Source organism: Aquipseudomonas alcaligenes NBRC 14159 (genome assembly GCF_000467105.1).
Lineage (GTDB): Bacteria > Pseudomonadota > Gammaproteobacteria > Pseudomonadales > Pseudomonadaceae > Aquipseudomonas > Aquipseudomonas alcaligenes.
Genome location: NZ_BATI01000018.1, coordinates 1 through 26,740, shown reverse-complemented (window position 1 = coordinate 26,740; position 26,740 = coordinate 1). Strand labels below are relative to the sequence as shown.

At 67.5% G+C, this 26,740-nt stretch carries 31 protein-coding genes; 21 read left to right on the top strand and 10 right to left on the bottom strand.

What is annotated here, in order from left to right; all coding sequences use genetic code 11:
• Positions 1-11 precede the first annotated feature (11 nt).
• Positions 12-1,196: a tetratricopeptide repeat protein gene (locus PA6_RS11745; RefSeq protein WP_052520160.1), complete on the bottom strand. Its 1,185-nt coding sequence runs from the start codon at positions 1,194-1,196 to the stop codon at positions 12-14.
• A gap of 168 nt (positions 1,197-1,364) precedes the next feature.
• Between PA6_RS11745 and yaaA the strand changes: the two genes are divergently transcribed.
• The 5 genes from yaaA (at position 1,365) to PA6_RS11720 (ending at position 5,246) form a co-directional block, all read left to right on the top strand.
• A complete protein-coding gene (gene yaaA / locus PA6_RS11740) occupies positions 1,365-2,144 on the top strand; it encodes a peroxide stress protein YaaA (RefSeq protein ID WP_021701139.1) in 780 nt (259 codons plus the stop codon).
• A 71-nt stretch (positions 2,145-2,215) separates the two neighbouring features.
• A complete protein-coding gene (locus tag PA6_RS11735; RefSeq protein ID WP_021701138.1) occupies positions 2,216-3,046 on the top strand; it encodes an SDR family oxidoreductase in 831 nt (276 codons plus the stop codon).
• A 10-nt stretch (positions 3,047-3,056) separates the two neighbouring features.
• Positions 3,057-3,428, top strand: coding sequence for a hypothetical protein (locus PA6_RS11730; RefSeq protein ID WP_021701137.1), 372 nt, complete (start codon positions 3,057-3,059; stop codon positions 3,426-3,428).
• Positions 3,428-4,060, top strand: a complete 633-nt coding sequence (locus PA6_RS11725) for a 2'-5' RNA ligase family protein (RefSeq protein ID WP_021701136.1) — start codon at positions 3,428-3,430, stop codon at positions 4,058-4,060. The genes PA6_RS11730 and PA6_RS11725 overlap by 1 nt, the downstream gene beginning before the upstream one ends.
• Before the next feature lie 25 nt (positions 4,061-4,085).
• Positions 4,086-5,246, top strand: a complete 1,161-nt coding sequence (locus PA6_RS11720; RefSeq protein ID WP_021701135.1) for an AAA family ATPase — start codon at positions 4,086-4,088, stop codon at positions 5,244-5,246.
• Here PA6_RS11720 and PA6_RS11715 read toward each other — a convergent pair.
• Entirely contained in the window at positions 5,243-6,145 is a 903-nt protein-coding gene (locus tag PA6_RS11715) for a DMT family transporter (protein ID WP_021701134.1), read from the bottom strand. The genes PA6_RS11720 and PA6_RS11715 overlap by 4 nt on opposite strands.
• Positions 6,146-6,289: 144 nt before the next feature.
• On the opposite strand from PA6_RS11715, the gene PA6_RS11710 reads away from it, so the two are divergent.
• The gene (locus PA6_RS11710; protein WP_021701133.1) at positions 6,290-7,165 is read left to right on the top strand and encodes a helix-turn-helix domain-containing protein; all 876 of its coding nucleotides are present in this window, start codon (positions 6,290-6,292) and stop codon (positions 7,163-7,165) included.
• Here the strand turns inward: PA6_RS11710 and PA6_RS11705 are convergent.
• From PA6_RS11705 to PA6_RS11690, 4 genes are all read right to left on the bottom strand, one after another.
• Positions 7,162-7,485 (bottom strand): DUF3325 domain-containing protein, encoded by a 324-nt coding sequence (locus tag PA6_RS11705; protein WP_021701132.1) that lies wholly within the window; start codon positions 7,483-7,485, stop codon positions 7,162-7,164. The two genes, PA6_RS11710 and PA6_RS11705, sit on opposite strands and share 4 nt — an antisense overlap.
• On the bottom strand, positions 7,485-9,011 hold the full coding sequence (locus tag PA6_RS11700; protein ID WP_021701131.1) for a PepSY-associated TM helix domain-containing protein: 1,527 nt from the start codon (positions 9,009-9,011) through the stop codon (positions 7,485-7,487). Before PA6_RS11700 ends, PA6_RS11705 begins: the two co-directional genes overlap by 1 nt.
• A complete protein-coding gene (locus PA6_RS11695; protein ID WP_021701130.1) occupies positions 9,008-9,304 on the bottom strand; it encodes a DUF3649 domain-containing protein in 297 nt (98 codons plus the stop codon). Before PA6_RS11695 ends, PA6_RS11700 begins: the two co-directional genes overlap by 4 nt.
• A gap of 106 nt (positions 9,305-9,410) precedes the next feature.
• Positions 9,411-9,854 (bottom strand): phosphate-starvation-inducible protein PsiE, encoded by a 444-nt coding sequence (locus PA6_RS11690; RefSeq protein WP_043216607.1) that lies wholly within the window; start codon positions 9,852-9,854, stop codon positions 9,411-9,413.
• A 197-nt stretch (positions 9,855-10,051) separates the two neighbouring features.
• Between PA6_RS11690 and PA6_RS11685 the strand changes: the two genes are divergently transcribed.
• Complete coding sequence (locus PA6_RS11685) at positions 10,052-10,312, top strand: YebG family protein (RefSeq protein WP_021701128.1); 261 nt, start codon at positions 10,052-10,054, stop codon at positions 10,310-10,312.
• Between the two features lie 279 nt (positions 10,313-10,591).
• On the top strand, positions 10,592-11,446 hold the full coding sequence (locus PA6_RS11680) for a DMT family transporter (RefSeq protein ID WP_021701127.1): 855 nt from the start codon (positions 10,592-10,594) through the stop codon (positions 11,444-11,446).
• On the opposite strand, the gene PA6_RS11675 is transcribed toward PA6_RS11680, so the two are convergent.
• Both PA6_RS11675 and PA6_RS11670 read right to left on the bottom strand, forming a co-directional pair.
• Positions 11,443-12,468: a Leu/Phe/Val dehydrogenase gene (locus PA6_RS11675; RefSeq protein ID WP_021701126.1), complete on the bottom strand. Its 1,026-nt coding sequence runs from the start codon at positions 12,466-12,468 to the stop codon at positions 11,443-11,445. The two genes, PA6_RS11680 and PA6_RS11675, sit on opposite strands and share 4 nt — an antisense overlap.
• 55 nt (positions 12,469-12,523) lie before the next feature.
• On the bottom strand, positions 12,524-13,513 hold the full coding sequence (locus PA6_RS11670) for an NAD-dependent epimerase/dehydratase family protein (RefSeq protein ID WP_043216624.1): 990 nt from the start codon (positions 13,511-13,513) through the stop codon (positions 12,524-12,526).
• A gap of 205 nt (positions 13,514-13,718) precedes the next feature.
• On the opposite strand from PA6_RS11670, the gene PA6_RS24790 reads away from it, so the two are divergent.
• Positions 13,719-15,677: a methyl-accepting chemotaxis protein gene (locus PA6_RS24790; RefSeq protein ID WP_021701124.1), complete on the top strand. Its 1,959-nt coding sequence runs from the start codon at positions 13,719-13,721 to the stop codon at positions 15,675-15,677.
• A 237-nt stretch (positions 15,678-15,914) separates the two neighbouring features.
• On the opposite strand, the gene PA6_RS11660 is transcribed toward PA6_RS24790, so the two are convergent.
• Positions 15,915-16,799, bottom strand: coding sequence for a LysR family transcriptional regulator ArgP (locus PA6_RS11660; protein WP_021701123.1), 885 nt, complete (start codon positions 16,797-16,799; stop codon positions 15,915-15,917).
• Positions 16,800-16,894: 95 nt separating this feature from the next.
• Here PA6_RS11660 and PA6_RS11655 point away from each other — a divergent pair, with 95 nt between their 5' ends.
• The 8 genes from PA6_RS11655 to PA6_RS11620 all read left to right on the top strand — a co-directional run bounded on the left by PA6_RS11655 (position 16,895) and on the right by PA6_RS11620 (position 23,572).
• On the top strand, positions 16,895-17,296 hold the full coding sequence (locus tag PA6_RS11655) for an ACT domain-containing protein (RefSeq protein ID WP_021701122.1): 402 nt from the start codon (positions 16,895-16,897) through the stop codon (positions 17,294-17,296).
• A gap of 1 nt (position 17,297) precedes the next feature.
• On the top strand, positions 17,298-17,906 hold the full coding sequence (locus tag PA6_RS11650; protein WP_021701121.1) for a LysE/ArgO family amino acid transporter: 609 nt from the start codon (positions 17,298-17,300) through the stop codon (positions 17,904-17,906).
• A gap of 58 nt (positions 17,907-17,964) precedes the next feature.
• A complete protein-coding gene (locus PA6_RS11645) occupies positions 17,965-18,807 on the top strand; it encodes an EamA family transporter (RefSeq protein ID WP_021701120.1) in 843 nt (280 codons plus the stop codon).
• A 179-nt stretch (positions 18,808-18,986) separates the two neighbouring features.
• Positions 18,987-19,568: a superoxide dismutase [Fe] gene (gene sodB, locus PA6_RS11640; protein WP_021701119.1), complete on the top strand. Its 582-nt coding sequence runs from the start codon at positions 18,987-18,989 to the stop codon at positions 19,566-19,568.
• A 224-nt stretch (positions 19,569-19,792) separates the two neighbouring features.
• The gene (locus PA6_RS11635; protein WP_021701118.1) at positions 19,793-21,856 is read left to right on the top strand and encodes a putative bifunctional diguanylate cyclase/phosphodiesterase; all 2,064 of its coding nucleotides are present in this window, start codon (positions 19,793-19,795) and stop codon (positions 21,854-21,856) included.
• A gap of 43 nt (positions 21,857-21,899) precedes the next feature.
• Positions 21,900-22,355, top strand: a complete 456-nt coding sequence (locus PA6_RS11630) for an LEA type 2 family protein (protein ID WP_021701117.1) — start codon at positions 21,900-21,902, stop codon at positions 22,353-22,355.
• Between the two features lie 82 nt (positions 22,356-22,437).
• Entirely contained in the window at positions 22,438-22,779 is a 342-nt protein-coding gene (locus PA6_RS11625; RefSeq protein ID WP_021701116.1) for a zinc ribbon domain-containing protein YjdM, read from the top strand.
• Between the two features lie 67 nt (positions 22,780-22,846).
• Positions 22,847-23,572 carry a substrate-binding periplasmic protein gene (locus PA6_RS11620; RefSeq protein ID WP_021701115.1) on the top strand — a complete coding sequence of 242 codons (726 nt, stop codon included), beginning with the start codon at positions 22,847-22,849 and terminating at the stop codon, positions 23,570-23,572.
• 5 nt (positions 23,573-23,577) lie between these two features.
• Here the strand turns inward: PA6_RS11620 and PA6_RS11615 are convergent, their stop codons facing one another.
• Positions 23,578-24,294: a hypothetical protein gene (locus PA6_RS11615; protein ID WP_021701114.1), complete on the bottom strand. Its 717-nt coding sequence runs from the start codon at positions 24,292-24,294 to the stop codon at positions 23,578-23,580.
• Between the two features lie 169 nt (positions 24,295-24,463).
• On the opposite strand from PA6_RS11615, the gene PA6_RS11610 reads away from it, so the two are divergent.
• From PA6_RS11610 to PA6_RS22495, 4 genes are all read left to right on the top strand, one after another.
• The gene (locus tag PA6_RS11610; protein ID WP_021701113.1) at positions 24,464-24,877 is read left to right on the top strand and encodes a hypothetical protein; all 414 of its coding nucleotides are present in this window, start codon (positions 24,464-24,466) and stop codon (positions 24,875-24,877) included.
• Between the two features lie 143 nt (positions 24,878-25,020).
• Positions 25,021-25,368, top strand: coding sequence for a hypothetical protein (locus PA6_RS11605; RefSeq protein ID WP_021701112.1), 348 nt, complete (start codon positions 25,021-25,023; stop codon positions 25,366-25,368).
• A gap of 89 nt (positions 25,369-25,457) precedes the next feature.
• Positions 25,458-25,841, top strand: coding sequence for a DUF3592 domain-containing protein (locus PA6_RS22500; RefSeq protein WP_021701111.1), 384 nt, complete (start codon positions 25,458-25,460; stop codon positions 25,839-25,841).
• A gap of 80 nt (positions 25,842-25,921) precedes the next feature.
• Positions 25,922-26,656, top strand: a complete 735-nt coding sequence (locus tag PA6_RS22495; protein WP_021701110.1) for a DUF6882 domain-containing protein — start codon at positions 25,922-25,924, stop codon at positions 26,654-26,656.
• The last annotated feature ends 84 nt before the right edge of the window (positions 26,657-26,740 follow it).

The following is a 26,740-nucleotide window of genomic DNA, read 5'->3' as shown; positions in this document are numbered from 1 at the left end:
CAGGTCGGCGCTTACAGCGCCCTTACCCGCTGGATGGCCTTGTCGTACACCGGGTTGGCCTTCTGCTCCTTGGCCAGTTGGTAGTGACGCAGGGCATCATCATACTGGCGGGCGCTCTCGTAGATGCGCGCGATGTTGTAGTAGGAACTGGCGCGCACAGTGGCGGCGCTGCCGCCATGAGCCAGGGCTATGGCCTTGCGGTTGGCCCAGATGGCCTCGGCGGTGCGCCCGGCCTTCTGGTAGGCGAGCCCCAGATTGCTGTAGGCCTGGCCGTAGTTGCCATCGATCTCGATGGCCTGGCGGTACAGATCGATGGCCTGGTCCAGCTGGCTGGCGTGGTAGGCCATCTCGCCTTGTTTGTTCAACTCCACTGCATTGCCAGCCTGGGCTACCGCTGCTGGTTGGCTCACAGCCTGAGCCGGCGCGACTGCGCCTCCCTCGACCAAGCCCAGCAGAACGTCGGAAAGCGGTTCGTGGTCGCCAGCCAAGCCTTGCATGCGGTTGATGTCCTGGAAGTCGCCATCACCGGTGATGCGGAACACCGTCCAAAAGTTGCCGACCTGCCCCTTTGGCACATAGTAGGTGCGCACCAGTGACTGGCCGATATAGACGAAGACTTTGGCCTGGCTGTTACCCAGCTCGGAGGAGTTCGGCGCAGAGCGATTGAGGTAGTCGTGAACCGCATAGACATAGGCATCACCAAATGCCTTCTTCTGCAGGGTGATGGTTTCAGGCCCGTAGCTGTCGGTGTCGTCCACGTCCAGAAGGGCATCACGACCTTGCTTGGCACTGAAATGGATGTGGTTGTTCGGGTAGGCGATATGCGAATCCAGATCACGCGGCGCAGCCCCCCAGCTCAACACCACACGCAATCCATCGAGACTGGCCATGACCGGGCTGATGGCATAGGTCATGCCCTTGCACGGACACTTGGCTACCAGGTTGGAGTAGCCGGACTTCTTGACGATCAGCAGGCTGGCACCGTCATCGGCGAAGCTGGTGCTGAGGTTGACCCGACCATTGCCATCGGTGCGACCCACAGCAGTCTGGGCTCCGTTCTTCTGCACCAGCACTTCGGCGTCGGCGATGCGCTGATCCTTGACCACGGCGCTCAGCACGTCGATGGAGAGTTGTTCGGCCTGGGCCGAGAGGATGGTGCAACCGAACAGCAGAGGAGCAACGGCGCGCGCGAGGATTCTCACTGCGACCTCCTTGTCAGAGTGATGAATGGATGGCGCGCCTGCGGCGCGCGCGGCGAACTATAGCCGCGCAAGTCGTCGCCGTCTGTGATCAATCGCTCCGATAGCTGGAGCCGAACTCGGCATCCGGCCTAGAATCGCGCCACGCTTTCTGGAGACGATTCGATGCTGTTGGTGATTTCCCCCGCCAAGACCCTGGACTACGACACCCCGCCGGCCACCGCGCGCTTTACCCAGCCGCAACATCTGGACCATGCCCAGGAGTTGATCGGCCAGCTGCGCCAGATGAGCCCGCAGCAGATCGGCGAGCTGATGCATCTGTCGGACAAGCTCGCCGCGCTCAATGTGGCGCGATACGGCAGCTGGCAGCCGGACTTCACGCCGGCCAACGCCAAGCAGGCGCTGCTGGCGTTCAAGGGCGACGTCTACACCGGCCTGGCCGCCGAGGACTTCAGCGAAGAGGACTTCGACTTCGCCCAGGCGCACCTGCGCATGCTCTCCGGCCTGTATGGCGTGCTGCGCCCGCTGGACCTGATGCAGCCCTACCGCCTGGAGATGGGCACCAAGCTGGCCAATGCCCGCGGCGCCAACCTCTACGAATTCTGGGGCGAACGCATCAGCGGCTGGCTGAACGAGGCGCTAGCCGCCCAGGGCGACGACATCCTGCTCAACCTGGCGTCCAACGAATACTTCGGCGCGGTCAAGCGCAAGGCCCTGAACGCGCGGATCATCGACACCGAGTTCAAGGACCTGAAGAACGGCCAGTACAAGATCATCAGCTTCTACGCCAAGAAGGCCCGCGGCCTGATGGCGCGCTACGTGATCAAGGAGCGCATCCGCGATCCCGAGCAGCTCAAGGCCTTCGACTACCAGGGCTACCGCTACAGTGCCGAACAGTCGAAGCCGGACAGCCTGGTGTTCCTGCGCGATCATTCAGAAGACTGATCAGCCGGCACGCCGGCGCCGCGACTGGTTATGATCGGCACTCTCCTTCACGCGCCAGACAAGGAACGCCCATGACCCAGCCCGTCGTCCTGATCACCGGTTGCTCCAGCGGCATCGGCCGCGCCCTCGCCGATGCATTCAAGGGCGCCGGCTACCGGGTGTTCGCCGCCGCGCGCAAGGGTGCCGACCTGGAGGCCCTGAACGCCGCCGGCTTCACCGCCGTGAAGCTGGACGTCAACGATGCCGAGGATATCGCCCGCGCCAGCGAGCGGGTGAAGGCCGAGGCCGGGCGCCTCGACGTGCTGATCAACAATGCCGGTTACGGTGCCATGGGCCCGCTGCTCGACGGCGGCGCAGCGGGCATGCGCCAACAGTTCGAGACCAACGTGTTCAGCCTGGTCGAGCTGACCCGCGCCTGCTTCCCGCTGCTGCGCGCCAGCCGTGGCCTGGTGATCAACATCGGCAGCATCTCCAGCGTCCTGATCACCCCCTTCGCCGGCGCCTACTGCGCCTCCAAGGCCGCCGTACACGCGCTGTCCGGCGCCCTGCGCATGGAGCTGGCGCCCTTCGGCATCCAGGTGATGGAAGTGCAACCGGGAGCCATCGAGTCCAGCTTCGGCGCCAATGCCAGCCACAGCGCCGAGCAGCTGGTCAGCGAGCAGTCGCCCTGGTGGCCGGTGCGCGAAGGCATTCGCGCCCGCGCCAATGCCTCGCAGGAGAACCCTACCCCGGCCAGCCAGTTCGCCGCCACCCTGCTGGCCGCCGTGGCCCGAGACGAGCGCCCGGCCCTGCTGCGCATCGGCAACGGCTGCCGCCGCCTGCCGCTGCTCCAGCAGCTGCTGCCGCGCCGGCTGATGGAGCGCATGCTGAGCAAGCGCTTCGGCCTCGACACCCCTCTGTGAGCGGACGGCCATGACACGTCGCTTTCCCCTCTACGGCTACGTGCTCGCCACGGTCGCCATCGCCTTCGCCAGCAACGTGCTGCTGCGCGTGCCGCTGAAGATCGGCGGCCTGCCGGCCACACTGATCGCCGCCACCCTGAGCGCCTTCGCCCTGCGCGGCCTGTTCGTCTGGCTGGAACGGCGCCCGCTGCAGATCGCCGAGCGCTGGGCGCTGGCGGGTCTGTACGGCGCCGCGCTGGGGGCGATCTACCTGCTGATCTTCGCCCTGATGTGGCTGAAGGACGAGCCGGGCGACATGGGCCAGCTGCTGTTCTTCTTCCACTACCTCTGCTACCCGACGGCCCTGGCGCTGGTCCTGCACCTGGGGCGCCGCGGCGGCTGATGCGCTTCTCCGACGGCGCGCGGGCGCCCGCCGCCACCCAGCCCTGCACGCTGCGCGACCACCCGGACTGGCACCGCGGCCGCGCGCGCTACTGGCTGTGGTCGATCCCGGTGGACTGCCCGGCGGTACTGCAGCGCCTGCAGGCGGCGCGCACCTGTCTGGGCGACTGGCTGCATGCGCCCGGCGCGCGCCAGGCGCACATCACCCTGTTCGTCTGCGGCTTCGCCAGCCCGCAGCCCGTGCACAACGACGATATCGCGCCCGCGATGCTGGAGGCCCAATGCCACGCCCTGGCGGCGCTGCGCCAGCCGGCATTCGAGCTACACATCGGCGACCTCGACAGCTTCACCAGCGCGGCCTTCCTCGCGGTGCAGGAACACGGCCACCTCGACCGACTGCGCGACACGCTGGCCGGGCTCGCGCCGGAAGTGCGCCAGGCCCCCTATGCGCCGCACCTGACCGTGGGCCTGTACCGCCGCGCGGTGGCACGCGCAACCTGGCAGCAGCACACCCGCGCGCTGCGCGACTGCCCGCCGCTGACGCTGCCGGTGCGCGAGCTGCAGCTGCTCAGCTACGCCGCCAGCGAACCCCAGGGGGCGCTGCGTATCGAGGCACGAGTCGCGCTAGCATAGGCCGCCTCAGGTCAGGACGACTCCCATGCTGCATACCCTCGCCGTCGGCAACTACCGCTCCATCAACAACCTGGTGATGCCGCTCGGCCGGCTGAACCTGATCACCGGCGCCAACGGCAGCGGCAAGTCCAACCTGTACCGCGCCCTACGCCTGCTGGCCGAGACGGCGCGTGGCGGGGTGATCAACGCACTGGCCCGCGACGGCGGCCTGGAGTCGACCATCTGGGCCGGACCGGAGCGGATCAGCCGGCGTATGCAGAGCGGCGAGGTGCCCATCCAGGGCGGCCCGCGCAGCGAGGTGGTGCGCCTGCGCCTGGGCTTCGCCGGCGAGGACTTCGGCTACGCCATCTCCCTGGGCCTGCCGACACCCTCGCACTCGGCCTTCGCCCTCGACCCGGAGATCAAGCGCGAATGCATCTGGGCCGGGCCCTGCTACCGCCCGGCAGCGCTGCTGGTGGACCGCGAAGGCCCCATGGTGCGCCAGCGCGAGGGGCGCAGCTGGCAAGTGCTGGCCCAGCACCTGCCGAGCTACGACAGCCTGTTCGACCAGATCGGCAACGACCCCGGCTGTCCCGAAGTGTTCCAGCTACGCGAGACCATCCGCCGCTGGCGCTTCTACGACCACTTCCGTACCGACGCCGAGGCGCCGGCACGCCAGCCACAGCTCGGCACCCGCACGCCGGTGCTGCACCACGATGGCCGCGACCTGGCGGCCGCGCTGCAGACCATCCGCGAGATCGGCGACCGCCAGGCGCTGGAGCGTGCCATCGCCGATGCCTTCCCCGGCTCGGAGCTGGGCATCGACTGCCAGCCCGGCGGGCGCTTCAGCGTTGCCCTGCGCCAGGAGGGACTGCTGCGCCCGCTGTCGGCCGCCGAGCTGTCCGACGGCACCCTGCGCTACCTGCTGCTGGTCGCCGCCCTGCTCACCCCGCGGCCACCGTCACTGATGGTGCTCAACGAACCCGAGACCAGCCTGCACCCCGACCTGCTGCCGGCGCTGGCCCGGCTGATCATCGAGGCCTCGCGGCATACCCAGGTGTGGGTGGTGTCGCACGCCAGCCGACTGATCGCCGCGCTGGAGCAGCACCCGGAGTGCCACTCCGTCATCCTCGACAAGAGCCTGGGACAGACCGCCATCCAGGGCCAGGGTATGCTCGACGCGCCGCTCTGGCACTGGCCGGACTAGGCGCGCCCCGACGCGGCGACAGGCGCCAGCGGTTTCGGCTGGCGGAATACCAGTACGTTGCCGAGCATCACCAGGCCCAGGCCGAGCAGCGCCGGCAGCGTCCACTGGTAGCCCTCGACGAACACCGAGATGTTCAGCGCCACCACCGGGAACAGCACGGTGCAGTAGGCCGCGCGCTCCGGCCCCATGCGCCCGACCAGCGTCAGGTAGGCGGTGAAGCCGATCACCGAGCCGGGGATCGCCAGGTACAGCAGCGAGCCGATATAGCGCGTGTTGGCCTCGAACGTGAACGGCACGCCGCTGACCAGGCAGTACGCCAGCAGCAGTAAGGCGCCGTAGAACATGCCCCAGGCGTTGGTGGTCACCGGCCTGAGGCCGGCCTGCTGCTGCAGGCTGGACAGCAGGTTGCCGACGGAGAAGCACAGGGTGCCGAGCACGGCCAGGCCGATTCCCAGCAGGGTCTCGCGGCTGGCCTCGTGGTGCGCCAGTTCCGGCCAGAACAGCAGGCCCAGGCCGAGCAACCCCAGGGCGCCGCCGGCCAGCACGTTGGCGGCGATCCGCCGGCCCATGAAGACGCGCGCATTGAGCGCATTCCACAGCGTGGCGGTGGAGAAGATCACCGCCACCAGGCCGCTGGGGATCCACTGGCTGGCCGTGTAGAAGCACATGAAGTTGAGGCAGAACAGGCACAGCCCCTGCGCCAGGCACAGCAGCTGGCCGCGCCGGTCGAGCGGCTGCAGACGGCGGCTGAGCAGGAGGATGGCGAACAGCACGGCGGCGGCCAGGCTGAAGCGGTAGGCGATCGACAGCGGGATGGCTACCTCGCCCAGTTGCAACTTGAGGGCGATCCAGGTGGTGCCCCAGATCAGGACAGTGAGCAGGTACAGCGACAGGTTCATGGCAGGGCTCCTTGACCCGGCCAGTCTCCGCCCCGGCCACGCCCGCGCGCTTGCACAAACTTGCGCTTATCTGTAGCCGCCCCCTGGCAGGCCGGTGTAGCAGGAGTAGGATGACAGCCATCCCCTTCCGTCGATGTCCGTTCCATGGCCGCACTCGAACACAACCTGGTCTTCCAGTCGCTCAGCAGCTCGCCCCATGCGCGCCTGCTGCGCGATGCCGAGCTGGGCGACGAGCTGGCCGCGGCGCTGTGGAGCAACCACCACGACGCCCGCGACTACCAGGGCCCTAGCCACCACACGCTGTCCTGCTACCTGGCCGGCGGCACCGGCACCTTCCGCCGCGAGCGCCCCGGCGCCAAGGGTGCGCCGGATAAGCTGTGCGTGCTGCCGGCCGGGCACGAGTCATCCTGGGTGATCAACGGCGACATCCGCCTGGCGCACCTGTATGTCAGCCCCGAGCGCTTCGCTGCCAGCGCCGTCGCCCTGCTCGACCGCGAGCCGCGCGAGCTGCAGCTGCGCGAAAGCACCTTCCTCGAAGACCCGCAGCTGGCCGCGCAATTCCGCCAGTTGGTGACGCTGGACTGGAACGAACCGGGCGAACGCCTGCTGACCAGCAGCCTGGCCCACGAAATGATCGACCATGTGCTGCTGACCCAGGTCGGCCAGCGCCAGGGCCTGAAACTCAAGGGCGGCCTGGCACCGCACCTGCGCCGGCGCCTGGTGGACTACATCGAGCAGCACCTGGACCAGCCGCTGGCGCTCGGCGAGCTGGCACAGTTGGCGGCGCTGTCGGAATACCACTTCGCACGCATGTTCAGCACCAGCTTCGGCCTGCCGCCGCACCGCTACGTGCTGCAACGCCGTCTGCTGCGGGCGCGTGAACTGCTGCAGCACAGCGCCCTGCCACTGGGCGAGATCGCCCTGGCCTGCGGCTTCGCCAGCGCCAGCCACTTCAGCAATCGTTTCCGCCAGGCCTTCGGTGCGGCGCCAGGCTTGCTGCGCGCGGCGCGCCAGTCCTAGAGCAGCGCGCCCAGGCCTGCGGCCAGGGGCAGCGCCGCGGCCAGCGGCAATACCCAGCGCGCACGCCAGGCCAGCAGGGCGACCAGCAGCAGGCCGGCCAGCATCAGCTGGCACAGCCACAGCACCGCACCGATCTCCCCGCCTTCGGCCCACCAGCAGGCTGCCAGGGCCAGGCCCAGGGCCAGGCCGGCCAGCGGGCGCAGCAGGCGCTGACGCGCCGGGCTGGCGGCGACAGTGAAAAGCGCCTTGTGGTGGCGCGACATGGCCATGCTCAGGGCCAGCATGGCCAGGTAGCTCAACGCGAAAGCCAGCAACAGCATCAGACGGCCTCCTCGAGCAGATGACGGCGCCCGCGCGGCACCAAGGCCTGCGGCGGTTGGGCGAAACGCCAGGCGCACAGGGCGCTGATCACCCCGGCGGCGAGCAGACCGAGGTCGACCCCGGCCAGCGCCCAGTCGCCACGCGCCAGGGTCGCCAGCAGATGGCCGTGCTCGCTGCTCAGGCCATTGAGCAGCGGCAGCCCCAGCGCCAGCAGCGCAGCGAGCGCCAGCTGCCGGCTGAGCAGGCGGCGCGGCTGACGCCGGCCGAGCACTGCCCACAGCGCCACCAGCAGCCAGCTGGCGACGAAGACCCCTGCTTCATAACTGGCCCGTTCGGCCAGCGTGGCCGGGATCAGCCGATTACCCCAGAGCAGCGCCAGGCTGGCCAGCGGCAGGCCGACGAACACCGCGCCATTGAGTGCGCGCACCAGCGCGACGCCCGCACCACCGCGAGCCTCGCGCTTGGCGATCCAGACCTGCAGGCCACCGACCAGCATGGCGCAGCCGGCCAGGCCCATCAGCAGATACAGCAGGCGTACCAGGCTGCCGCCGAACTGCGCCATGTGCAGGCCCGCCAGCCAGTTGTAGGTGTGGTAGCCCGCCGGGGCCTGCTGCTCGTGCAGCAGCGCGCCAGTCGCCGCGTCATAGGTCAGGGTGTCCTGCGGCGTGCCGATCCGCGATGTGGAATAGCGCCGAATATCCACCACCGCCGAGGCATCCCCCGGGTGATGCACGCTGATCCAGCCCGGTTCGCCGCCCTGCCAGCGCTGGCGCGACTCGGCAATCAGCGCGTCGAGCGACTGGGGCGCCGGCGCCGGCTGGTGCATCTCCTCGCGGTGGTAGGCGCCCATCACTTCGCTGAAGAAGTGCTCCACATCGTTCTTGTAGGCCACCTGCATGCCCGCCGGCATGTAGTTGACCATGAAGATGACGATGCCGGTGTAGGCCAGCACCAGATGGAAGGGCAAACCCAGCACGCCGAACAGGTTGTGCGCATCCAGCCAGGCACGCTGGCCGTTGGCCGCCGGGCGCAGGGTGAAGAAATCCTTGAAGATGCGTCGGTGGATGATCACCCCGGAGACCAGCGCCACCAGCATGAACATGCCGGCCAGGCCAACGATGTAGATCCCCGGCATGCCGGCATGCAGGCTGTAGTGCAGCTCGAAGAAGAAGTTGCCGCCCAGGGTCTCGGGCAGTGGCTGGCCGCTGGCCGGATCGAAGGCGATGTCATGCATCTGCTGCGTTCCGTCCACTTCCCAGCCCAGCCGCCAGTAGGGCTCGCGCTCGGTCGGCCCGTGCATCCAGAAGGCGTGCAGCTCGTCCTTGACGTTGCGCTGCAGCCAGTCGCGCACCTGGTCGGCAGTCATGCTGGCGGGGGCGGCCTCGTGCAGCGCCGGACGCATCCAGCGCTCCAGCTCCTTGTCGAAACAGGCGATGGTGCCGGCGAGAATGATCACGTAGAGCAGCCAGCTGGGCAGCAGACCGCCCCAGGTATGCAGGCCCGCCATGGATTGACGCAGACTCATGGCCGCACTCCCAGATCGCTCGGCAGGAAGGCTGCCAGACCCAGCGCCAGCGTCAGGCCACCCAGCCACAGCCAGGCACGGGTCGCACTACGCGCGGCGAACACGTAGATCACCACCGCCGTCCACACGGCGAAGCTGAACAGGCCGGCGAACGCCACCCGGTCCGGGCGCGCCAGGGGCAGGTAGACGGAAAGGAAGGCAGCGAAGCCATAGGCCAGCGCATACCCTCCGACAAGGGCGGCCAGCACGCGGGAGGCGATGCTCCCGGGCGACAGGGTGGATTGCTTGCTCACGGTCGACTCATCTCGAGGGCGTGGCCGGCGACGGCGGTGCGGCGCGCCGGCCCACGGGAAAGACAAGCCTCACATGTTATTAATAAATATTCGCAAATAAAAGCAATTAACTTTCATCACCATCCCGCCCACCGCGCGCAGAGGGCTGCACCGACGGGAAGCGCGACGAGGCGAAGCGCACGACCAGGATGGCCACCGCCAGCAGCAGAATGGCGCCGGACACGTAGACCACGCCCATGTCCGGGCGATGGTGGTGCGACACGTCGGAGATCAGCAGGCGGGTCAGCGCGGTGATGGCCACATAGATCAGGAAGCGCACCGGCATGTGGTTGGTCTTGAAGTAGATGCCGACCATGGCACCCAGCTCCAGGTAGATGAACAGCAGCAGGATGTCGTCCACCGTGACATGGCCCTTCTCTAGCATGCCGAGAAAGGCCACCACCGAGGCCCAGGCGGTGATGCCGCCGATGGCGAACAGCGCCAGGTAGTGGAAGGATTCGACCAGCAGGTTGCCAAAGGACTGCGCCAGGGCATGCATGCCTATGCGCATGGCTTCGATACGGGGGTAACTCACGGTGTTCTCCTGAAGTTCGGCTGCGGTCATGCTGGACCACTGGGATGACAACGGCTATGCAGGATAGGGGCCAGCACATTGCAATCAGAACGCCCGCCAGGCTTGCCAGGCTACAGGCAGACCAATTACTGTATATCCATACACGTTAACCAGATATGGGAATGAGGTGATGAATGGCCGTCGAAGTGGTGTACCGCAGCAGTCGCGATCCGGAGCGCCTGTTCATGGATAAGGCCGAAGCCGATCGTTACGACAAGATGCTGGAGCTGGCCGAGGCGCTGTCCGAGGCCCTGCACAAGGCGGTGCCTTCGCTCAGCGAGGAGCAGGTGGAGGAACTCGGCATCTTCATGGCCAAGAACCGCGACACCTTCGCCAAGGCATTCAAGAACCAGCCCGACGCCCTGGCCGAACTGGAGCAGAGCGAAAACGCCTGAAAGTGTTGACCGAATGGCCAGCCCGGTTTAGCGTCGGTTGGTCATTTCGAGACTTACTCATGCCGCATACCGCGCACATCGCCTTCCCCGCCCTCGCCGCCTGCCGCGGCGAGCGTCCGTGCGCGCCCCCACCTGTCGCCCTGCGCGCCGCTACGCCTCCGCCACCGCCGCGCGCCTGATCGCTCGCCCCGCGACGATCACCCCAGCCTCCCCGGTTCCGTCCTCTCTGCGCCAATGCCGGCGACGGAGCCTGTTGCCATTTTCGACAGGTGATTCTTCATGCGTTTCGACAAGACTTTCTGGGGCGCCTGCGCCTCCACCACCCTGTTCGTCCTGCTCTGGGGCAGCGGCGCGATCTTCGCCCGCCTGGGCCTGGACCACGCCTCGGCCTTCGCCTTCCTGACCCTGCGCTTCATTCTCGCCCTCGGCGTACTGCTGCTGATCGGCACCCTCGCCGGCCACTGGCTGCCGGCACGCGGCCAGCGCCTGCACACGGCCGGCAGCGGCCTGCTGATGATCGGCGGCTACTCGATCTGCTACCTGCTGGCGCTGGACCACGGCATCACCCCCGGGGTGCTGGCGACCCTGCTCGGTGTGCAACCGATCCTCACCCTGATGCTGCTGGAACGGCGCTTCGCCGCCCTGCGCCTGGCCGGTCTCGCGCTGGCGCTCGGCGGCCTGGTGCTGGTGGTGTGGCAGAGCATCGGCCTGGCACGGTTCTCCCTGGCCGGTACCGGTTACGCACTCGGAGCGTTGCTGTGCATGACCCTCGGCGCCATCGCGCAGAAGGGCCTGAGCCAGTCGCCGCTGCAGGCGCTGCCATTGCAGTACGCGGTCAGCCTGCTGCTGTGCGGGTTGTTCCTGCCGTTCCAGCGCATCGAGGTGGATTGGTCGCTGGACTTCCTGGTGCCCTTGCTGTGGCTGGGCATCGTCATCTCGGTGGTGGCGCAGCTGTTGCTGTACCGACTGATCCGCGCCGGCAACCTGGTCAACGTCACCAGCCTGTTCTACCTGGTGCCGGGGGTGACGGCGGCGATGGACTACCTGTTCCTCGGCAACGCCATGAGCGACCTCAGCCTGGCCGGCATGGCCGCCATCCTGCTCGGCCTGGTGCTGGTGTTCCGCCGCGGCTAGCGACCACCGTAGAGCAGGCGCTCGGCCAGCGCATCGGCCACCCGGGCCGGCGAACGCTTGTCGGCCTGGGCATGCGCATAGACCTCGGTCAGGCGCCGGCCGATCTGCGTCAGGTGGGCGGTGATGGCCGGCAGCTCCTCGCCGCGATGCTTGAGGGCGACATAGATGAGGCCGCCGGAGTTGATCACGTAGTCCGGGGCGTAGAGGATGCCGCGCGCCTCCAGGGCATCGGCGATCTCGCTGCCGGCCAGCTGGTTGTTGGCCGAGCCGGCCACCGCCGCGCAGTGCAGCGCGCCCACCGTCTGCGCATTGAGCACGCCGCCCAGACCGCAGGGCGCGAGGATGTCGCAGGGCGTGAGCAGCAGCTCCTCGCTGCTCACCGGGTGGGCCCCCAGCTGTTCGACCGCCAGCTGCACGCGCCCGGGGTCGAGGTCGCTGACGAACAGCTCGACGCCGGCGGCGGCCAGCTGCTCGGCCAGGGCGAAACCGACATTGCCCAGACCCTGCACCGCCACCCGCAGGCCCTGCAGGTCGTCACTGCCGAGCCGCGCCAGGGCGGTGGCGCGGATGCCGGCGAACACGCCCATGGCCGTGTGCGGCGAGGGATCGCCAGCCGCCGTGGTGCTGGTCACATGCTGGGTCTGCTGGGCGATGCAGTCCATGTCGGCGCTGGAGGTGCCGCTGTCGACGGCAGTGATGTAGCGGCCGTTGAACGACTCGATCATGCGCCCGAAGGCCTCGAACAGGGCACCGCGGTTGTCCACGTGCGACGGGCGGATGATCACGGCCTTGCCGCCGCCCTGCGCCAGGCCGGCCAGCGCGGCCTTGTAGCTCATGCCCTGGGCCAGGCGGATGGCGTCGCGGATGGCACTGTCGTCATCCGGGTAGGCCAGGTAGCGACAGCCACCCAGCGCCGGGCCGAGGCGGGTGCTGTGGATGGCGATGATCGCCTTCAGGCCGCTGACAGGATCCTGGGCAAGGTGAAGCGCTTCGAGCCGGGCGCTCTCCATCACGGCGAACATGGCGGACTTCCTCGCTGGCTTTACCGGCCAGTATAGGTCGCCGTTGCGGGCCGGCTCAGCGCCCCTGCACTTTCCACCAGGTACAGAACTCTTCCAGCGCGGTCCAGATCGGCACCTGCGGGTCGTAGTCCAGGTACTGGCGGGCGCGCGAGATGTCGAGGGAGAAGTCGCGCCCCATCACCGCCACGCCGAGGCGGAACAGCGCCGGCTCCGGACGCCCCGGCAGCAGCTTGCACACCGTCTCGTTGAGGGTCGCCGCGGCATAGGCCAGGCCGAAGGGCATGTGTTTGCTCACCGGCGGCAGACCGAACTGGCGCAACACGAAGTTGACCACATCCCACAGCGGCACCGGCGCGCCATTGCTGATGTTGTATACCTTGCCCAGTGCCGGACCGGCCGCCAGCAGGCTGCTGAACAGGGCATCGTTGAGGTTCTGCATGCTGGTGAAGTCGACCTTGTTGAGGCCGTCGCCGATCACCATCAGGCGGCCCTTCCTGTGCATCTCGATCAGCCGCGGAAAGATGCTGGTGTCGCCGGCGCCGGTGACGAAGCGCGGGCGCAGGGCGATCACCTCCAGGCCGAACTCCTGGGCCTCCATGACCTTCTGCTCGGCCAGGTACTTGGTGGCGCCGTAGTGATCGACGAAGCGCTTCGGCACCTGCTCTTCGCGCAGACCGACGTGGGCCTTGCCATCGAAGTACACCGACGGCGAGGACAGATGCACCAGACGCCGCACCTGCTGCCCGAGGCAGCCCTCGATGACATTCTGGGTCACCACCACATTGGCCTGGTGAAAGTGCTGGTAAGTGCCCCAGGTGCCGACGGCACCGGCGCAGTGCACCACCATTTCCACATCACGGCAGAGCCTGTGCACCAGGTCCGGGTCGCTCAGGTCGCCCTGGACGAATTCGGCACCGCGCTTGGTCAGGTGCTGCACCGCTTCCGGGCGGCGCCCGTTGACCCGCACCGTCAGGCCCTGTTCCAGGGCAAAACGGGCGAAGCGGCCGCCGATGAAACCACTCGCCCCCGTTACCAGAATCTTCATGACTGCCATCCCCCAGCGTTCTTGTTATGCCTGCGACTCTAGCAGCAGGCAGCCCTCATGCCGCTTGCCGCAGCGGCCAAATGCACGTCCTTGCGGGCCCGCGCGGTCGATTTTCTTGACGCCCGTAAAGCAATTTGCACGCTTCTTGCAGAATTTTTTACGCCTTTTGAACCCTGTCACCCATCTACACGCGGAGTCCCAGGACATGCCGTTGCGCGTAAAACTTGCCATCAGTTTTCTGCTGATCGGCCTAATACCGGTGCTGGCCATGGCGGTCACGGTCTATCGCCAGGCCAGCCAGGCCCTCCAGGAACAGGCCCTGAATGCCCTGGAAGCCGTAGCAAATATCAAACAGCAACAATTGCAGGACAGTTGGCAAGCCCGCCACAACCAGCTCAGCACCCTGGCCAGCAACCTCGGCACCAGCTACGCCGGGCTCGACGGCACGGCCCTGGTCAGCACCGCCAACTATGACCGGCCGATCTTCGAAAATTTCGCCAAGACCTTCGGTTACAGCGAACTGAAGCTGGTGAGCAAGGACGGTCAGGTGCTGTTCAGCCTGCAGCGCGGCAGCGACTACCAGCAGAACCTGGGCGAGGCCGCCTGGCGTGATACCCCGCTCGGCCGCGTGGCGCGCGCCGGCCTGGACAGCGGCCGGGCGCAGATCGGCGACCTCGCGGTGAACCGGGCCGGGGCCGAGCCCAGCCAGTTTCTCGTCGCGCCCATCCTCGACGAAGGCGAGCTGCAGTTGCTGCTGGTCCTGGAGCTGCCGCTGGCCGAGCTGAACCGGGTGATGCAGGCCCGCCAGGGCCTGGGCGAAGCCGGCGAGACCTACCTGGTCGGCCCCGACGGCCGCCTGCGTTCGGACTCGATACGCTTCGCCGATCTCAAGGTGGCGCGCGACGACCGCCAACCGGAGCGCCTGCCCGGTGCAGCCATCAGCCAGGCCCTGGAGGGGCAGCAGGGACGTCTGGCCGAAGCGGGCCTGAACGGCCAGGCTGCGCTCAAGGCCTTCGTGCCGCTGCAGCTGGATGACCAGCGCTGGGCATTGGTCGCGGAAATGGATCAGGAGCAGGCCTTTGCCCCGGTGCGCGCGCTGATGTGGCAGGTCCTGCTGCTGGTCGCCCTGACCATCGCCGGCGTGGCCGTGGCTACCTGGCGAGTCAGCCACAGCGTGATGCGCCCGCTGGGCGGCGAGCCGCGGCACATGGCGGAGCTGGCCCGGCGCCTGGCCGCCGGCGAGTTGCGGGTGAGCGGCGACGGCAACGCCCAGGATGGCCTGATGCAGGCCCTGCACGAGATGGCCCGTGCCTGGCGCGAGGTGGTCGAGCGCCTGCGCCAGGCCAGCCAGGCGGTGGGCCATGCCAGCGGCGACATCCTTGGCGCCGCCGGCCAGACCAGCAGCAGCCTCGACCAGCAGCAGGAGGCGCTGGAGCTGGTGGTCAGCGCCGTCGACCAGATGGCCGCCACCGTGCAGGAGATCGCCAGCAGCGCCAGCCACAGCGCCGACGGCAGCGCCGCCGCGCGCGAGGCCTTCGCCACCGTGCAGGACAGCCTGCAGCGCATGATCGGTCAGCAGGATCAGTTGCTCGCTGGCCTGCGCGAGGCCGACCGGGTGGTCCAGCATCTGGCCGGCGACAGCCAGCAGATCGGCAGCGTGCTGGCGGTGATCCGCGCCATCGCCGAGCAGACCAACCTGCTCGCGCTCAACGCCGCCATCGAGGCAGCGCGCGCTGGCGAGGCCGGACGGGGCTTCGCCGTGGTCGCCGACGAGGTGCGCAACCTGGCGCAGAAGACCCGCCAGGCCACCGAGGAAATCGTCGCCATCGTCGCAGCCCTCGGCCAATCCTCCGGCGAGGCGCAGGCGCGCATGCAGGGCTCCAGCGAACAGGCCCGCGCCCTAGAGCAGGAAACCCAGGCCGTGCTGGGCAACCTCAGGCAGCTCGACGACTCGCTACAGGACGTCCACGCCCTGGCCTTCCAGATCGCTGCGGCAGCCGAGCAGCAGGCGGCCACCACCCAGGAGGTCAACCAGCACATGCACCGGCTCAACGACATGACCGGCGAGAACCGCCGCACCGCCGCGCACACCCGCGACTGCGGCGAACACCTGCGCAAGGTCGCCGGCAGCCAGGAGCGGCTGGTGGCGCAGTTCCAGCTCTAGGCAGCTCGGCCAACCCTGCCGATGTAGCCGGATGCAATCCGGGAAAAGCAGGAAGCTCCGCACCCGGACTTCATCCGGGCTACGACCTGACCTCCCCTCTCCCCCAGGGAGAGAGTCCGGGGCGGCCCGCGTAGGGGTGAGGGGTTTCCAGGCTGCACCGAGCCGCTTATAGCTCCCTCACCCCAACCCTCTCCCCAACCCTCTCCCACAGGGAGAGGGAGTAGGCCATCCGCCGCCCTATACCAGCCAGTCCCCCACGCCACGCTCCAGGTGGCGGGTCAGGCTGGCCAGCAGCTCACCGCCGTTGCGCCAGTGGTGCCAGTACAGCGGCACGTCCAGCGGCCGCTCCGGCAGCAGCTCGACCAGTTCGCCACTGGCCAGCTGCTGGCGCACCTGCAGCTCCGGCACCATGCCCCAGCCGAGCCCGGCACAGGCCAGGCGTACGAAGCCTTCCGAGGAAGGGCACAGGTGGTGAGCGAAGCCGCCGCCGACACCGAGACCAGCGAGGAAGCGGTGCTGCAGCTGGTCGTCGGCACCGAACACGATGGACGGCATCCGCGCCAGCGCCGCGCCGTCGACACCCGCGGCGAAATGCCGGGCAACGAAGGCCGGGCTGGCCAGGGCGCGATAGCGCATCGCCCCCAAAGGCAGGGCACGGGCACCGGCCACCGGACGCTCGGCGGCGCACACGCAGCCGGCCACCTCGCCGGCGCGCATGCGCTTGAGGCCGACGTCCTGGTCATCCACCACATGATCCAGCAGCAGACGGTGTTCGGCGACGAATTCGCCCATCAGCGGCGCCCACCAGGTGGCCAGGCTGTCGGCATTCAGGGCGATGCGCAGGCGCTCGGCCGGCTGGTCCTCGGCCAGGGTCGGCACCTGGCCCTGCAGGTCGCGCTCCAGCAGGCGCACCTGCTGCACGTGGTTGAGCAGGCGCCGGCCGACCTCGGTGGGCGCCGGCGGCGCGGCGCGCAGCAGCACCGGCTGGCCGACGCGCGCCTCGAGCAGCTTGATCCGCTGCGACACCGCCGACTGCGACAAACCAAGCAGCTGCGCCGCACGCTCGAAGCCGCCCTGCTCCACAACCGCAGCCAGGGCGGCCAGCAGCTTGTAGTCGAACATAAGAGTTCCTAATGAGAGATCAGCATGATTTGTTTTTCTTATACACACGCAATCCCCAGACTGGCCAGCATTGCAACCCCAACAAGGACTCCGCCATGACCGGCGAAACCAATCTGAGCCGCCTGCTCGCCAGCCTCTCGCCACGCCTCAACCCTGGCCGCTTCGTCTTCTGCAGCGTGCCGCAGCCTACCGTGGTGCAGGTCGCCGCTGCCCTCGGCAGCTTCCGCGAGGCCGAGGGCACCACCCTGATCCTGGCCCGCGAGGAGGCCGAGCGCCTGGGCCTGGCCTACGACTACCTGGCCGCCTGGATCACCCTCGAGGTGCATTCGTCGCTGGCCGCCGTCGGCCTCACCGCCGCCTTCGCCGAGGCCCTGGCCGGCGAAGGCATCAGCTGCAACGTGATCGCCGGCTTCCACCACGACCACCTCTTCGTCGCCGAGGCCGATGCCGAACGCGCCCTGGCCAGGCTGCAGCGCCTGGCCGCGGAGGGCTGCTGAGATGTGGCAGAGCTACCTCAACGGCCTACTGGTGGCGGCCGGCCTGATCATCGCCATCGGCGCGCAGAATGCCTTCGTCCTGGCCCAGAGCCTGCGCCGCGAGCATCACCTACCGGTGGCGGCACTGTGCGTACTGTGCGACGCGCTGCTGGTCGCCGCCGGCGTGTTCGGTCTGGCCGCCGTGCTGGCGCAGAGTCCGACGCTGCTGGCGGTAGCGCGCTGGGGTGGCGCCGCCTTCCTGCTCTGGCTGGGCGCGCAGGCGTTGCGCCGGGCCATCCAGCCACAGGCCCTGCAGCAACAGGACAGCGGCCCGCGCTCGCGGCGTGCGGTGCTGCTGGCGGCGCTGGCGGTGACCCTGCTCAACCCGCACGTCTATCTGGATACCGTGCTGCTGATCGGCTCCCTCGGCGCCCAGCAGCCGGTGCCCGGCGCCTACGCCCTGGGCGCGGCCAGCGCCTCACTGATCTGGTTCTTCACCCTGGCCCTGGGCGCCGCCTGGCTCGCCCCCTGGCTGGCGCGCCCGACCACCTGGCGCCTGCTCGACCTGGCGGTGGCGGCGATGATGTTCGCGGTGGCGGTGCAACTGCTGCTGCACGCACCCGGCGCATGACCGCGCCGGTGCCGCGGCGCTATGCTGCGGCGCTCTGGACGGGGAGAGGGAGCGGCGCGTGGATTCGACGGTATTTGTCCTGGTACTGGCCGCCGCCGCGCTGCATGCGGGCTGGAACGCCCTGCTGAAGATCGGCCTGGACCGCTACCTGACCGCCTCGCTGATCCAGATCGGCGCCGCCTGCGTGGCCCTGCCCGCCCTGCCTTTCTTCAGCCTGCCGCAGCCCGTCGCCTGGCCTTTCATCGCCTTCTCCGCGCTGCTCCACGTCGGCTACAACCTGTTCCTCTCACGCGCCTACCAGCACGGCGACCTGTCGCAGGTCTATCCCATCGCCCGCGGCAGCTCGCCGCTGCTGGTCGCCCTGCTGGCGCTGCTGGCCGGCGACCTGCTGCAACCAGCCCAGTGGGCGGCGCTGCTGGTGCTGGTCGCCGGCATCTGGCTGATGGCCTGGCGCGGCGGCCACGCCCATGCCTCGCTCAACGGCCCGCTGCTGCTGAATGCCCTCGCCACCGCCGCCTGCATCGCCGGCTACACCCTGGCCGATGCCCTCGGCGCGCGCAGCAATGGCGATGCGATCGGCTATGCGCTGTGGCTGTTCGTGGTCAACGGCCTGGTGGCGACGCTGCTGATCACCCTGCGCAGCGGCCCGCGCATCTTCCTCCGGCTCGGTCCGCACTGGCGCGGCGGCCTGGGTGGCGGCGCCATGTCGATGCTGGCCTACAGCCTGGTGATCTGGGCCACCACCCAGGCGCCGGTGGCCATGGTCTCGGCGCTGCGCGAGAGCAGCGTGCTGTTCGCCCTGCTGATCGGCTGGCTGCTGCTCAAGGAGCCGATGCCGCCCATGCGCCTGCTCGCCTGTGCCGTGATCGCCCTCGGCGTGGTCCTCCTCAAGCTCGCCTGAGGCCTGCTGGCATCGGCTTTCCCACACAGTTGCTGCGTGGATAAGGCCGGGGTCGGGTGCTATGATCCCGGCCTCGCGGCAGACTTAAAGAGTACAAGCTCGTCGCCGCCCGTATTCCGGCCGCCCCGTGAACGGCCTGCGCTAGTCGCACATATCCCGACCTGATGAGGAGATAGACCATGGCTTTCGAATTGCCGCCGCTGCCGTACGAGAAGAACGCCCTCGAGCCGCACCTGTCCGCCGAGACCCTGGAATTCCACCACGGCAAGCATCACAACGCCTACGTGGTGAACCTGAACAACCTGGTGCCGGGCACCGAGTTCGAAGGCAAGAGCCTGGAAGAGATCATCAAGACTTCCTCCGGTGGCGTGTTCAACAACGCCGCGCAGATCTGGAACCACACCTTCTACTGGAACTGCCTGTCGCCGAACGGCGGTGGCCAGCCGACCGGCGCTCTGGCTGACGCGATCAACGCCACCTTCGGTTCCTTCGACAAGTTCAAGGAAGAGTTCAGCAAGGTCTCCATCGGCACCTTCGGCTCCGGCTGGGGCTGGCTGGTGAAGAAGGCCGACGGTTCCCTGGCCCTGGCCAGCACCATCGGCGCCGGCTGCCCGCTGACCAGCGGCGACACCCCGCTGCTGACCTGCGACGTGTGGGAACACGCCTACTACATCGACTACCGCAACCTGCGTCCGAAGTACGTCGAGGCGTTCTGGAACCTGGTCAACTGGGACTTCGTGGCGAAGAACTTCGCTGCCTGAGTCGCCTGACCGTCCACGCAAAAGCCCGGCCCCGTGCCGGGCTTTTTCGTTTGTGTGGCCGCCGGTCAGCTATCGTGCAAAGAGGCCAGGTCGCAGACTCAAGGAATGCCCACCCGTGCCCGAAAAATATGCATGGATGACGTAATGGCCCTTTGACGGCTCACGCGCATTTGCCAATACTCACAGCGGTCATGTGTCTCCGGCGGCGAACAAGGAATACGCATTTGAAGCTGGACCTGAAAAACAGCCTGTCGCTAAAACTGCTACGTGTTGTCCTGCTGTCGGCATTGGTGGTCGGGGTAGTGCTGAGTTGCGGGCAGATCGTCTTCGACATCTACAAGACACGTCAGGCCGTCGCCAACGACGCCCAGCGCATCCTCGGCATGTTCCGCGACCCCTCCACCCAGGCCGTGTACAGCCTGGACCGCGAGATGGGCATGCAGGTCATCGAGGGCCTGTTCCAGCATGAAGCCGTGCGCTACGCCGCCATCGGCCACCCGAACGAGCCGATGCTCGCCGAACGCTCGCGCGAACTGACGCCCTCCTCCAGCCGCTGGATCACCGACCCGATTCTCGGCAAGGAACAGACCTTCACCACCCAGCTGGTCGGCAAGGGTCCGTACAGCGAGTACTACGGCGACCTGACCATCACCCTGGACACCGCCAGCTACGGCGAGAACTTCATCACCACCTCGGTGATCATCTTCGTCTCCGGGGTGCTGCGCGCCCTGGCCATGGCCCTGGTGCTGTACATGGTCTACCACTGGCTTCTGACCAAGCCGCTGTCGAAGATCATCGAGTACCTGAGCAACATCAACCCGGACCGCCCCAGCGAGCACAAGCTGCCGATGCTCAAGGGCAACGAGAAGAACGAGCTGGGGCTGTGGATCAACACCGCCAACGACCTGCTCGCCTCCATCGAACGCAACACCCACCTGCGCCGCGAGGCCGAGAACAGCCTGCTGCGCATGTCGCAGTACGACTTCCTCACCGGCCTGCCCAACCGCATGCAGCTGCAGCAGCAGCTCGACCAGATCCTCGAGGACGCCGGCCGCCTGCAGCGCCGCGTGGCCGTGCTGTGCGTCGGCCTGGACGACTTCAAGGGCATCAATGAGCAGTTCAGCTACCAGACCGGCGACCAGCTGCTGCTGGCCCTGTCCGATCGTCTGCGCAGCCATAGCGGCCGCCTCGGCGCCCTGGCCCGCCTCGGCGGCGACCAGTTCGCCCTGGTCCAGGCCGACATCGAGCAGCCCTACGAAGCCGCCGAGCTGGCGCAGAGCATCCTCGACAGCCTCGAAGCGCCCTTCGCCCTGGAGCAGCAGGAGGTGCGCCTGCGTGTCACCATCGGCATCACCCTGTTCCCGGAAGACGGCGACAGCACCGAGAAGCTGCTGCAGAAAGCCGAACAGACCATGACCCTGGCCAAGAGCCGCTCGCGCAACCGCTACCAGTTCTACATCGCCAGCGTCGACAGCGAGATGCGTCGCCGTCGCGAGCTGGAGAAGGAGCTGCGCGAGGCCCTCAACCGCAACGAGATGCACCTGGTGTTCCAGCCGCAGATCGACTACACCGACCACCGCGTGGTCGGCGTCGAAGCGCTGATTCGCTGGCAGCACCCGCAACACGGCTTCGTCCCGCCAGACCTGTTCATCCCGCTGGCCGAGCAGAACGGCACCATCATCGCCATCGGCGAGTGGGTGCTCGACCAGGCCCTGCGCCAGCTGCGCGAATGGCACGACCAGGGTTTCAGCGACCTGCGCATGGCGGTCAACCTGTCCACCGTGCAGCTGCACCACGCCGAGCTGCCGCGCATGGTCAGCAACCTACTGCAGGTTCACCGCCTGCCGTCGCGCAGCCTGGAGCTGGAAGTCACCGAAACCGGCCTGATGGAAGACATCAGCACCGCCGCCCAGCACCTGCTCAGCCTGCGCCGCGCAGGCGCCTTGATCGCCATCGACGACTTCGGTACCGGCTACTCCTCGCTCAGCTACCTGAAGAGCCTGCCGCTGGACAAGATCAAGATCGACAAGAGCTTCGTCCAGGACCTGCTCGACGACGAGGACGATGCGACCATCGTTCGCGCCATCATCCAGCTGGGCAAGAGCCTGGGCATGCAGGTCATCGCCGAGGGCGTGGAGACCGCCGAACAGGAGGCCTACATCATCGCCCAGGGCTGCAACGAGGGTCAGGGCTACCTGTACAGCAAGCCGCTGCCCGCCTGCGAGCTGACCCTCTACCTCAAGCAGGCCCGCCGTCTGAGCAACGCCGACAACCCCGCCACCCTCTGAACGGCGGGGCCGGCCTGCTCGGCCGCGTGGCCGGAGCCACGCCATGCTGCCCCGCCTAGCCCTTGCCCTGCTGCTGACCCTCGGCCTTTGCGGCTGCACCCTGCTCGCCCCGCGCGACCCGCTGCAGATCGACCTGGCCGGTCTCGAGCCGCTGCCCGCGCAGGGCATGGAGATGCGTTTCGCCGTCCTGCTGCGGGTGCAGAACCCCAATGCCACGCCCATCGACTATGACGGCATCGCCCTGCAGCTGGAGGTCAACCGCCAGCCTCTGGCCAGTGGCGTGAGCGACCAGAGCGGCCAGGTACCGCGTTACGGTGAGTCGCTGTTGCGCATACCGGTGAGCGTGTCGGCCCTGTCGATGATGCGGCAGGCCTGGGCCGCTGCCGGCTATCGGGACGCTCGCGGACTGCCCTACGAACTGCGCGGCAAACTCGGCGGCGGCCTGTTCGGCAGCGCCCGTTTTCACGACAGCGGCACCCTCGACTGGCCTGCGCCCTAGACAGGGACGACGCAGAAGACGCCCCGCCGGCGGAAAAACCCTCTACAATGTGCGCCTTTTCCGCTCCGACCGAGGTACCGCCATGAGCACCCTGCCCCCCTGCCCGAAGTGCAACTCCGAATACACCTACGAGGACGGCACCCAGCTGGTCTGCCCGGAGTGCGCCCACGAGTGGTCTCCGGGCGCGGCTGCCGAAGCTGGCGACAGCGAGCGGGTGATCAAGGATTCGGTGGGCAACGTGCTGCAGGACGGCGACAGCGTCAGCGTGATCAAGGACCTCAAGGTCAAGGGCTCGTCGCTGGTGGTCAAGGTCGGCACCAAGGTGAAGAACATTCGCCTGTGCGACGGCGACCACGACATCGACTGCAAGATCGACGGCATCGGCGCGATGAAGCTGAAATCCGAGTTCGTCCGCAAGGTCTGACACTCCGCGCTTCCCGCACTGAGCTAGTCTCAGAAGACAGGGGCATCCGCCCCGTGCGGGAGGTCTCATGCGCATCCTGACGCTTGTCCTGCTGCTGGTGTGCAGCCCGCTCCACGCCGGGGAAACCTGGCGCGTGGTCGGCGACGAACAGTTCGCCCCCTACAGCTTCGTGACCATGGAGGACGACACCCCGCACGGGGTGGATGTCGAACTGATCCGGGCGATCATGCAAGCGGGCGCCATCGACTACCAGCTGCGCCTCTACCCCTGGGAGCGGGTCAAGCGCATGCTCGATCGCAGCGAGGTGGATATGGCCTTCCAGTTCGCCGGCACGCCCGAGCGCATGGCCCAGTACGAGCTGGTCGGCCCACTGCGCACCGGCTCCACGGTGTTCATGACCACCAATAAGATCGCCCTGCAGGACTGGACCAGCCTCGACGACTTCGCCCCCTTCGTCATCGGCCAGGTGCGCGGCTACGCCTACCAGTCCGACTTCGACAAGGCCGACCTGGCCCGCGACACCAGCGCCCAGAACCCGCGCCAACTGGTATCCATGCTGCTGGCCGGGCGCATCGACATCATCGTCGGCGACCGTACCCAGCTGCTCTACTTCGCCCAGGAGCAGCGCGCCCAGCACAACGTGCGCATCCTGCCCAGGCCGCTGGTGCAGATGCCGCGCTATGTGGCCTTCGCCAAGGGTGACAAGGTGCGCGCCGAGCGCTTCGCCGAGGCGCTGGAGCGCGTGCGGGCCAGTGGTGAGCTGGACCGCATCCTGCAGCAGTGGGAGCAGTAGCGCGCCTACTGCACCGGCAGGAAGTTGAGGAACAGCAGGCCGTGGGCGTAGTTCACACCGATGCGCCGGTAGCGCTCCTCCAGCACGTGGGCGAGCAGGTCCAGGCGCGCGGTGATCTTGCCGAACTCCACCGCGTAGCTGAGGTTGCCGCCCTCGTTGGACAGCAGCAGCGGCTGCCCCTCGGCATCGCGGCGCTGGGCCAGCATCCAGGCCGCCTTCTCGACATTGCGCGAAGCGTTGAAGACGAACTGCGGGTCGAGCGAATCGCTCAGGTAGAACTCGGTGCGCCCGCCATGCGCGGTCACCAGCATGCTGCCCAGGGCATAGACGAAGGCGCCGACCCGGTCCCCCTGGAAATCCGCGCTCAAGGCATAGCTCAGGGCCGCCACGTCGCGCCGTCCGCCCAGCTGCGGCAGCGGCTGGTCCAGCTCGATGGCCTGGTGGATCGCCTGTTCCGCCGCCTCCCGGCTGGGCAGGCCGGTCTTGCGCCATTCGCGGGGGTTGCGCTGGTAGAGCTTGCCCATCAGCTGGTACAGGCTGGACAGGTTATCGCGCATGGCCAGGGTGGCCATGCGGTCGACATTGCTCTGCAACAGCTCGCCGGCCTGCGGATCGCTGTTCTTGCTGACGATGGCCTCATGCTCCAGCCGCCCGGAGCAGCCACCCAGCCCCAGCGCCATGAGCACCAGAGCCAGCGCGGCCGCCTGCGAGACTCTGTTCATCGGCTTGCCCCCGCACCAGTGAAGTCCCTTGGCAAGCAGTAAAGCCTAAAAGCTGCACATGCGCCGTGCGCCACGCCTCCATCAGGGAACGACTTCCGCCTGATGCCCCGGACAGCCGCCGGCCAGGATTGGCCCACCCCACTCATCGGGGCCAACCCAGGAGAACACCATGTCCACCACCCTGATCTGCTGGTGCCGCAACGACGACGAAGTCAGCGGCGCCGCCCTCAAGTTCCCGTGCGACTACCGCTACAGCGGCTGCCGCATCGCCGCCCTGCCGCAAACCCTGAAGCGTCTGAACGGCGATGACATCCTGATCATCACCGCGCACGGCAACGCCTCGAGCATCGGCGAAGACGTCGACAGCTTCAGCGACCTCACCCTGGACCGCCTAGCCAAGGTGCTCAACGAGAACACCTCGTCCGACTGGAGCGGCAGCCTGTACTTCGACACCTGCTCCGGCTACGACTTCGCGCGCCAGCTCAAGCCGAAGATCGCGGCGCACCTGCCTCACCTCAAGCTGTTCGGCTGCGTCGGTGCGACCGACATGGACGTCGACCTGAACAAGCACCGCCAGGCCTGACGCGGAGGGCGGGAGCCCGGCTCCCGCCCCTGCCCGGTAGCCGCAGCGTTTACACAGGATTTACACAAGCGCCGGGAAAATATCGCGGCGCCGGCAGTCGAAGCCTGTAACCGGAAACCTCCGGTTTCACAGGAGTCTCGACCATGCATTCGCGTATTCCCCTCATCACCGGACTGATCGCCAGCCTGGCTCTCGCAGGCGAGCAGCAGGCCATCGCGGCGGACGGCGGCGACGTGGCCGCGGGTGTCGCCGTCGGCGCTATCATCGGCGGCGTGCTGGCTAGCCAGCGCCCCGTCAGGGTCTACCAGCCGGAACCCGTCTACGCCCCGCCCCCCGTGGTCTATTACGAGCCGCGCCCGGTCTACTACGAGGCCCGCCCGGTCTATTACACACCGGGGCCGGTGTACTACGTGCCCGAGCCGCGTCATCGCCACAAGCATTGGCGCAAGCACCACCGCCGCCATCACCACGATCACGGCTATCGCTGGTAAACGAAAAGCCCCGCTCATGCGGGGCTTGTTCTTTTCTCCGCCCGAATGAGCTAGGTTCGCTTCCCCGCCGATCCAATGGATGGATGCCCATGCTCACCCTGAAGAACCTGTTCTATGTGCTGGTGTTTGGCGGGGTGATGTACGTCGGCATCCAGCAGGCGCTGGAGATGGGCGACTCGCGGGAATGGCCGACCACCGAAGGCGTGATCACCGCGTCGCACATCACCAGCAGCCACAAGACCTCGACCGAGAAAGGCTGGCACGGCAACCGCTACCAGTACGAGGTGCGGGTGCAGTATGCGTACGAGGTGGATGGGGTCAGCTACAGCGGTAATCGCCTGCGCATTCGACCGAAAAATCACAGCTCGGAGAAGAATGCCCAGCGGGAGCTGGCCGAGTATCCGCTGGGGCAGCGGGTGCGGGTGTACTACAACCCGAAAGAGCCCGAGCGGAGCCTGTTGAAACATATTTGACCAGCGGCACCCAAGGCCTACCTTTGCCATGGCGACCCAGGCGCCGCCGCGCAGCCATTCCCCTCCTGCAAGGACAGAACATGAGCGACGAAGAGCTATCCGTTGAATGTGGCGAACACGGAAAAAGCCCCGCCACATTCGTCTGCCAGCACCTGCCGGCCGGCGAGAACCAGGGATTCAATGTCGGCTACGACCCGGAACACCCCGACGACGCCTATCCGGACGCCTGGTGCGACCAGTGCGACGCCGTGCTGGAACAGGAAGGCGAATGGAACGAGCGGGCCGAGGCGTTCGCCGACATCAAGATGGTCTGTGCCGGTTGCTACTGCGAGATCCGCGCGCGCAACTGGCGGCAGGACGAGGACGCCCTGATCGAGCTGATCAGCGACAGCTTCGACTACCTGCAGGCGCGCCAGGCCAGCTTTATGGAAACCTACGGCATCGACGACTACCAGCGCTGGGACTGGTACCAGGAGAACGCCACGCTGGTGTTCTCCAACGGCGGCAAGCCGGTGGTGGAATGCGATATCGATTTCGTCGGCAGTTTTTCCAGTCGTTCCAATACCTGGATGTGGGCCTGGGCCAACGATTCGCTGCTAGAGCCGGTGCGGGTCGGTTCGAGAGGCGTTCGAGACCTGGGCGATTCGCTCGGCCTGCTCAAGCTGGCCTGTGCCACCTGGGAGGCGGAGCCGGTCGATGGTTGGGAGATGACGGCGGTGATGGCCAAGCACCTGGGCGCCATCGGTGCCTATCGTGCGCCTAGCGATAATGGGTTTCTGCATATGGTGGTGAAGCAGGCGCGCTGGGTGAGCTGAGGGGCATTTGCTGGCCGGGTTGTCAGCTATAGCGTTGGGCCAGCATTTCGCAGTATGGTCGGAGTCATCGAACTGCAAGGATGG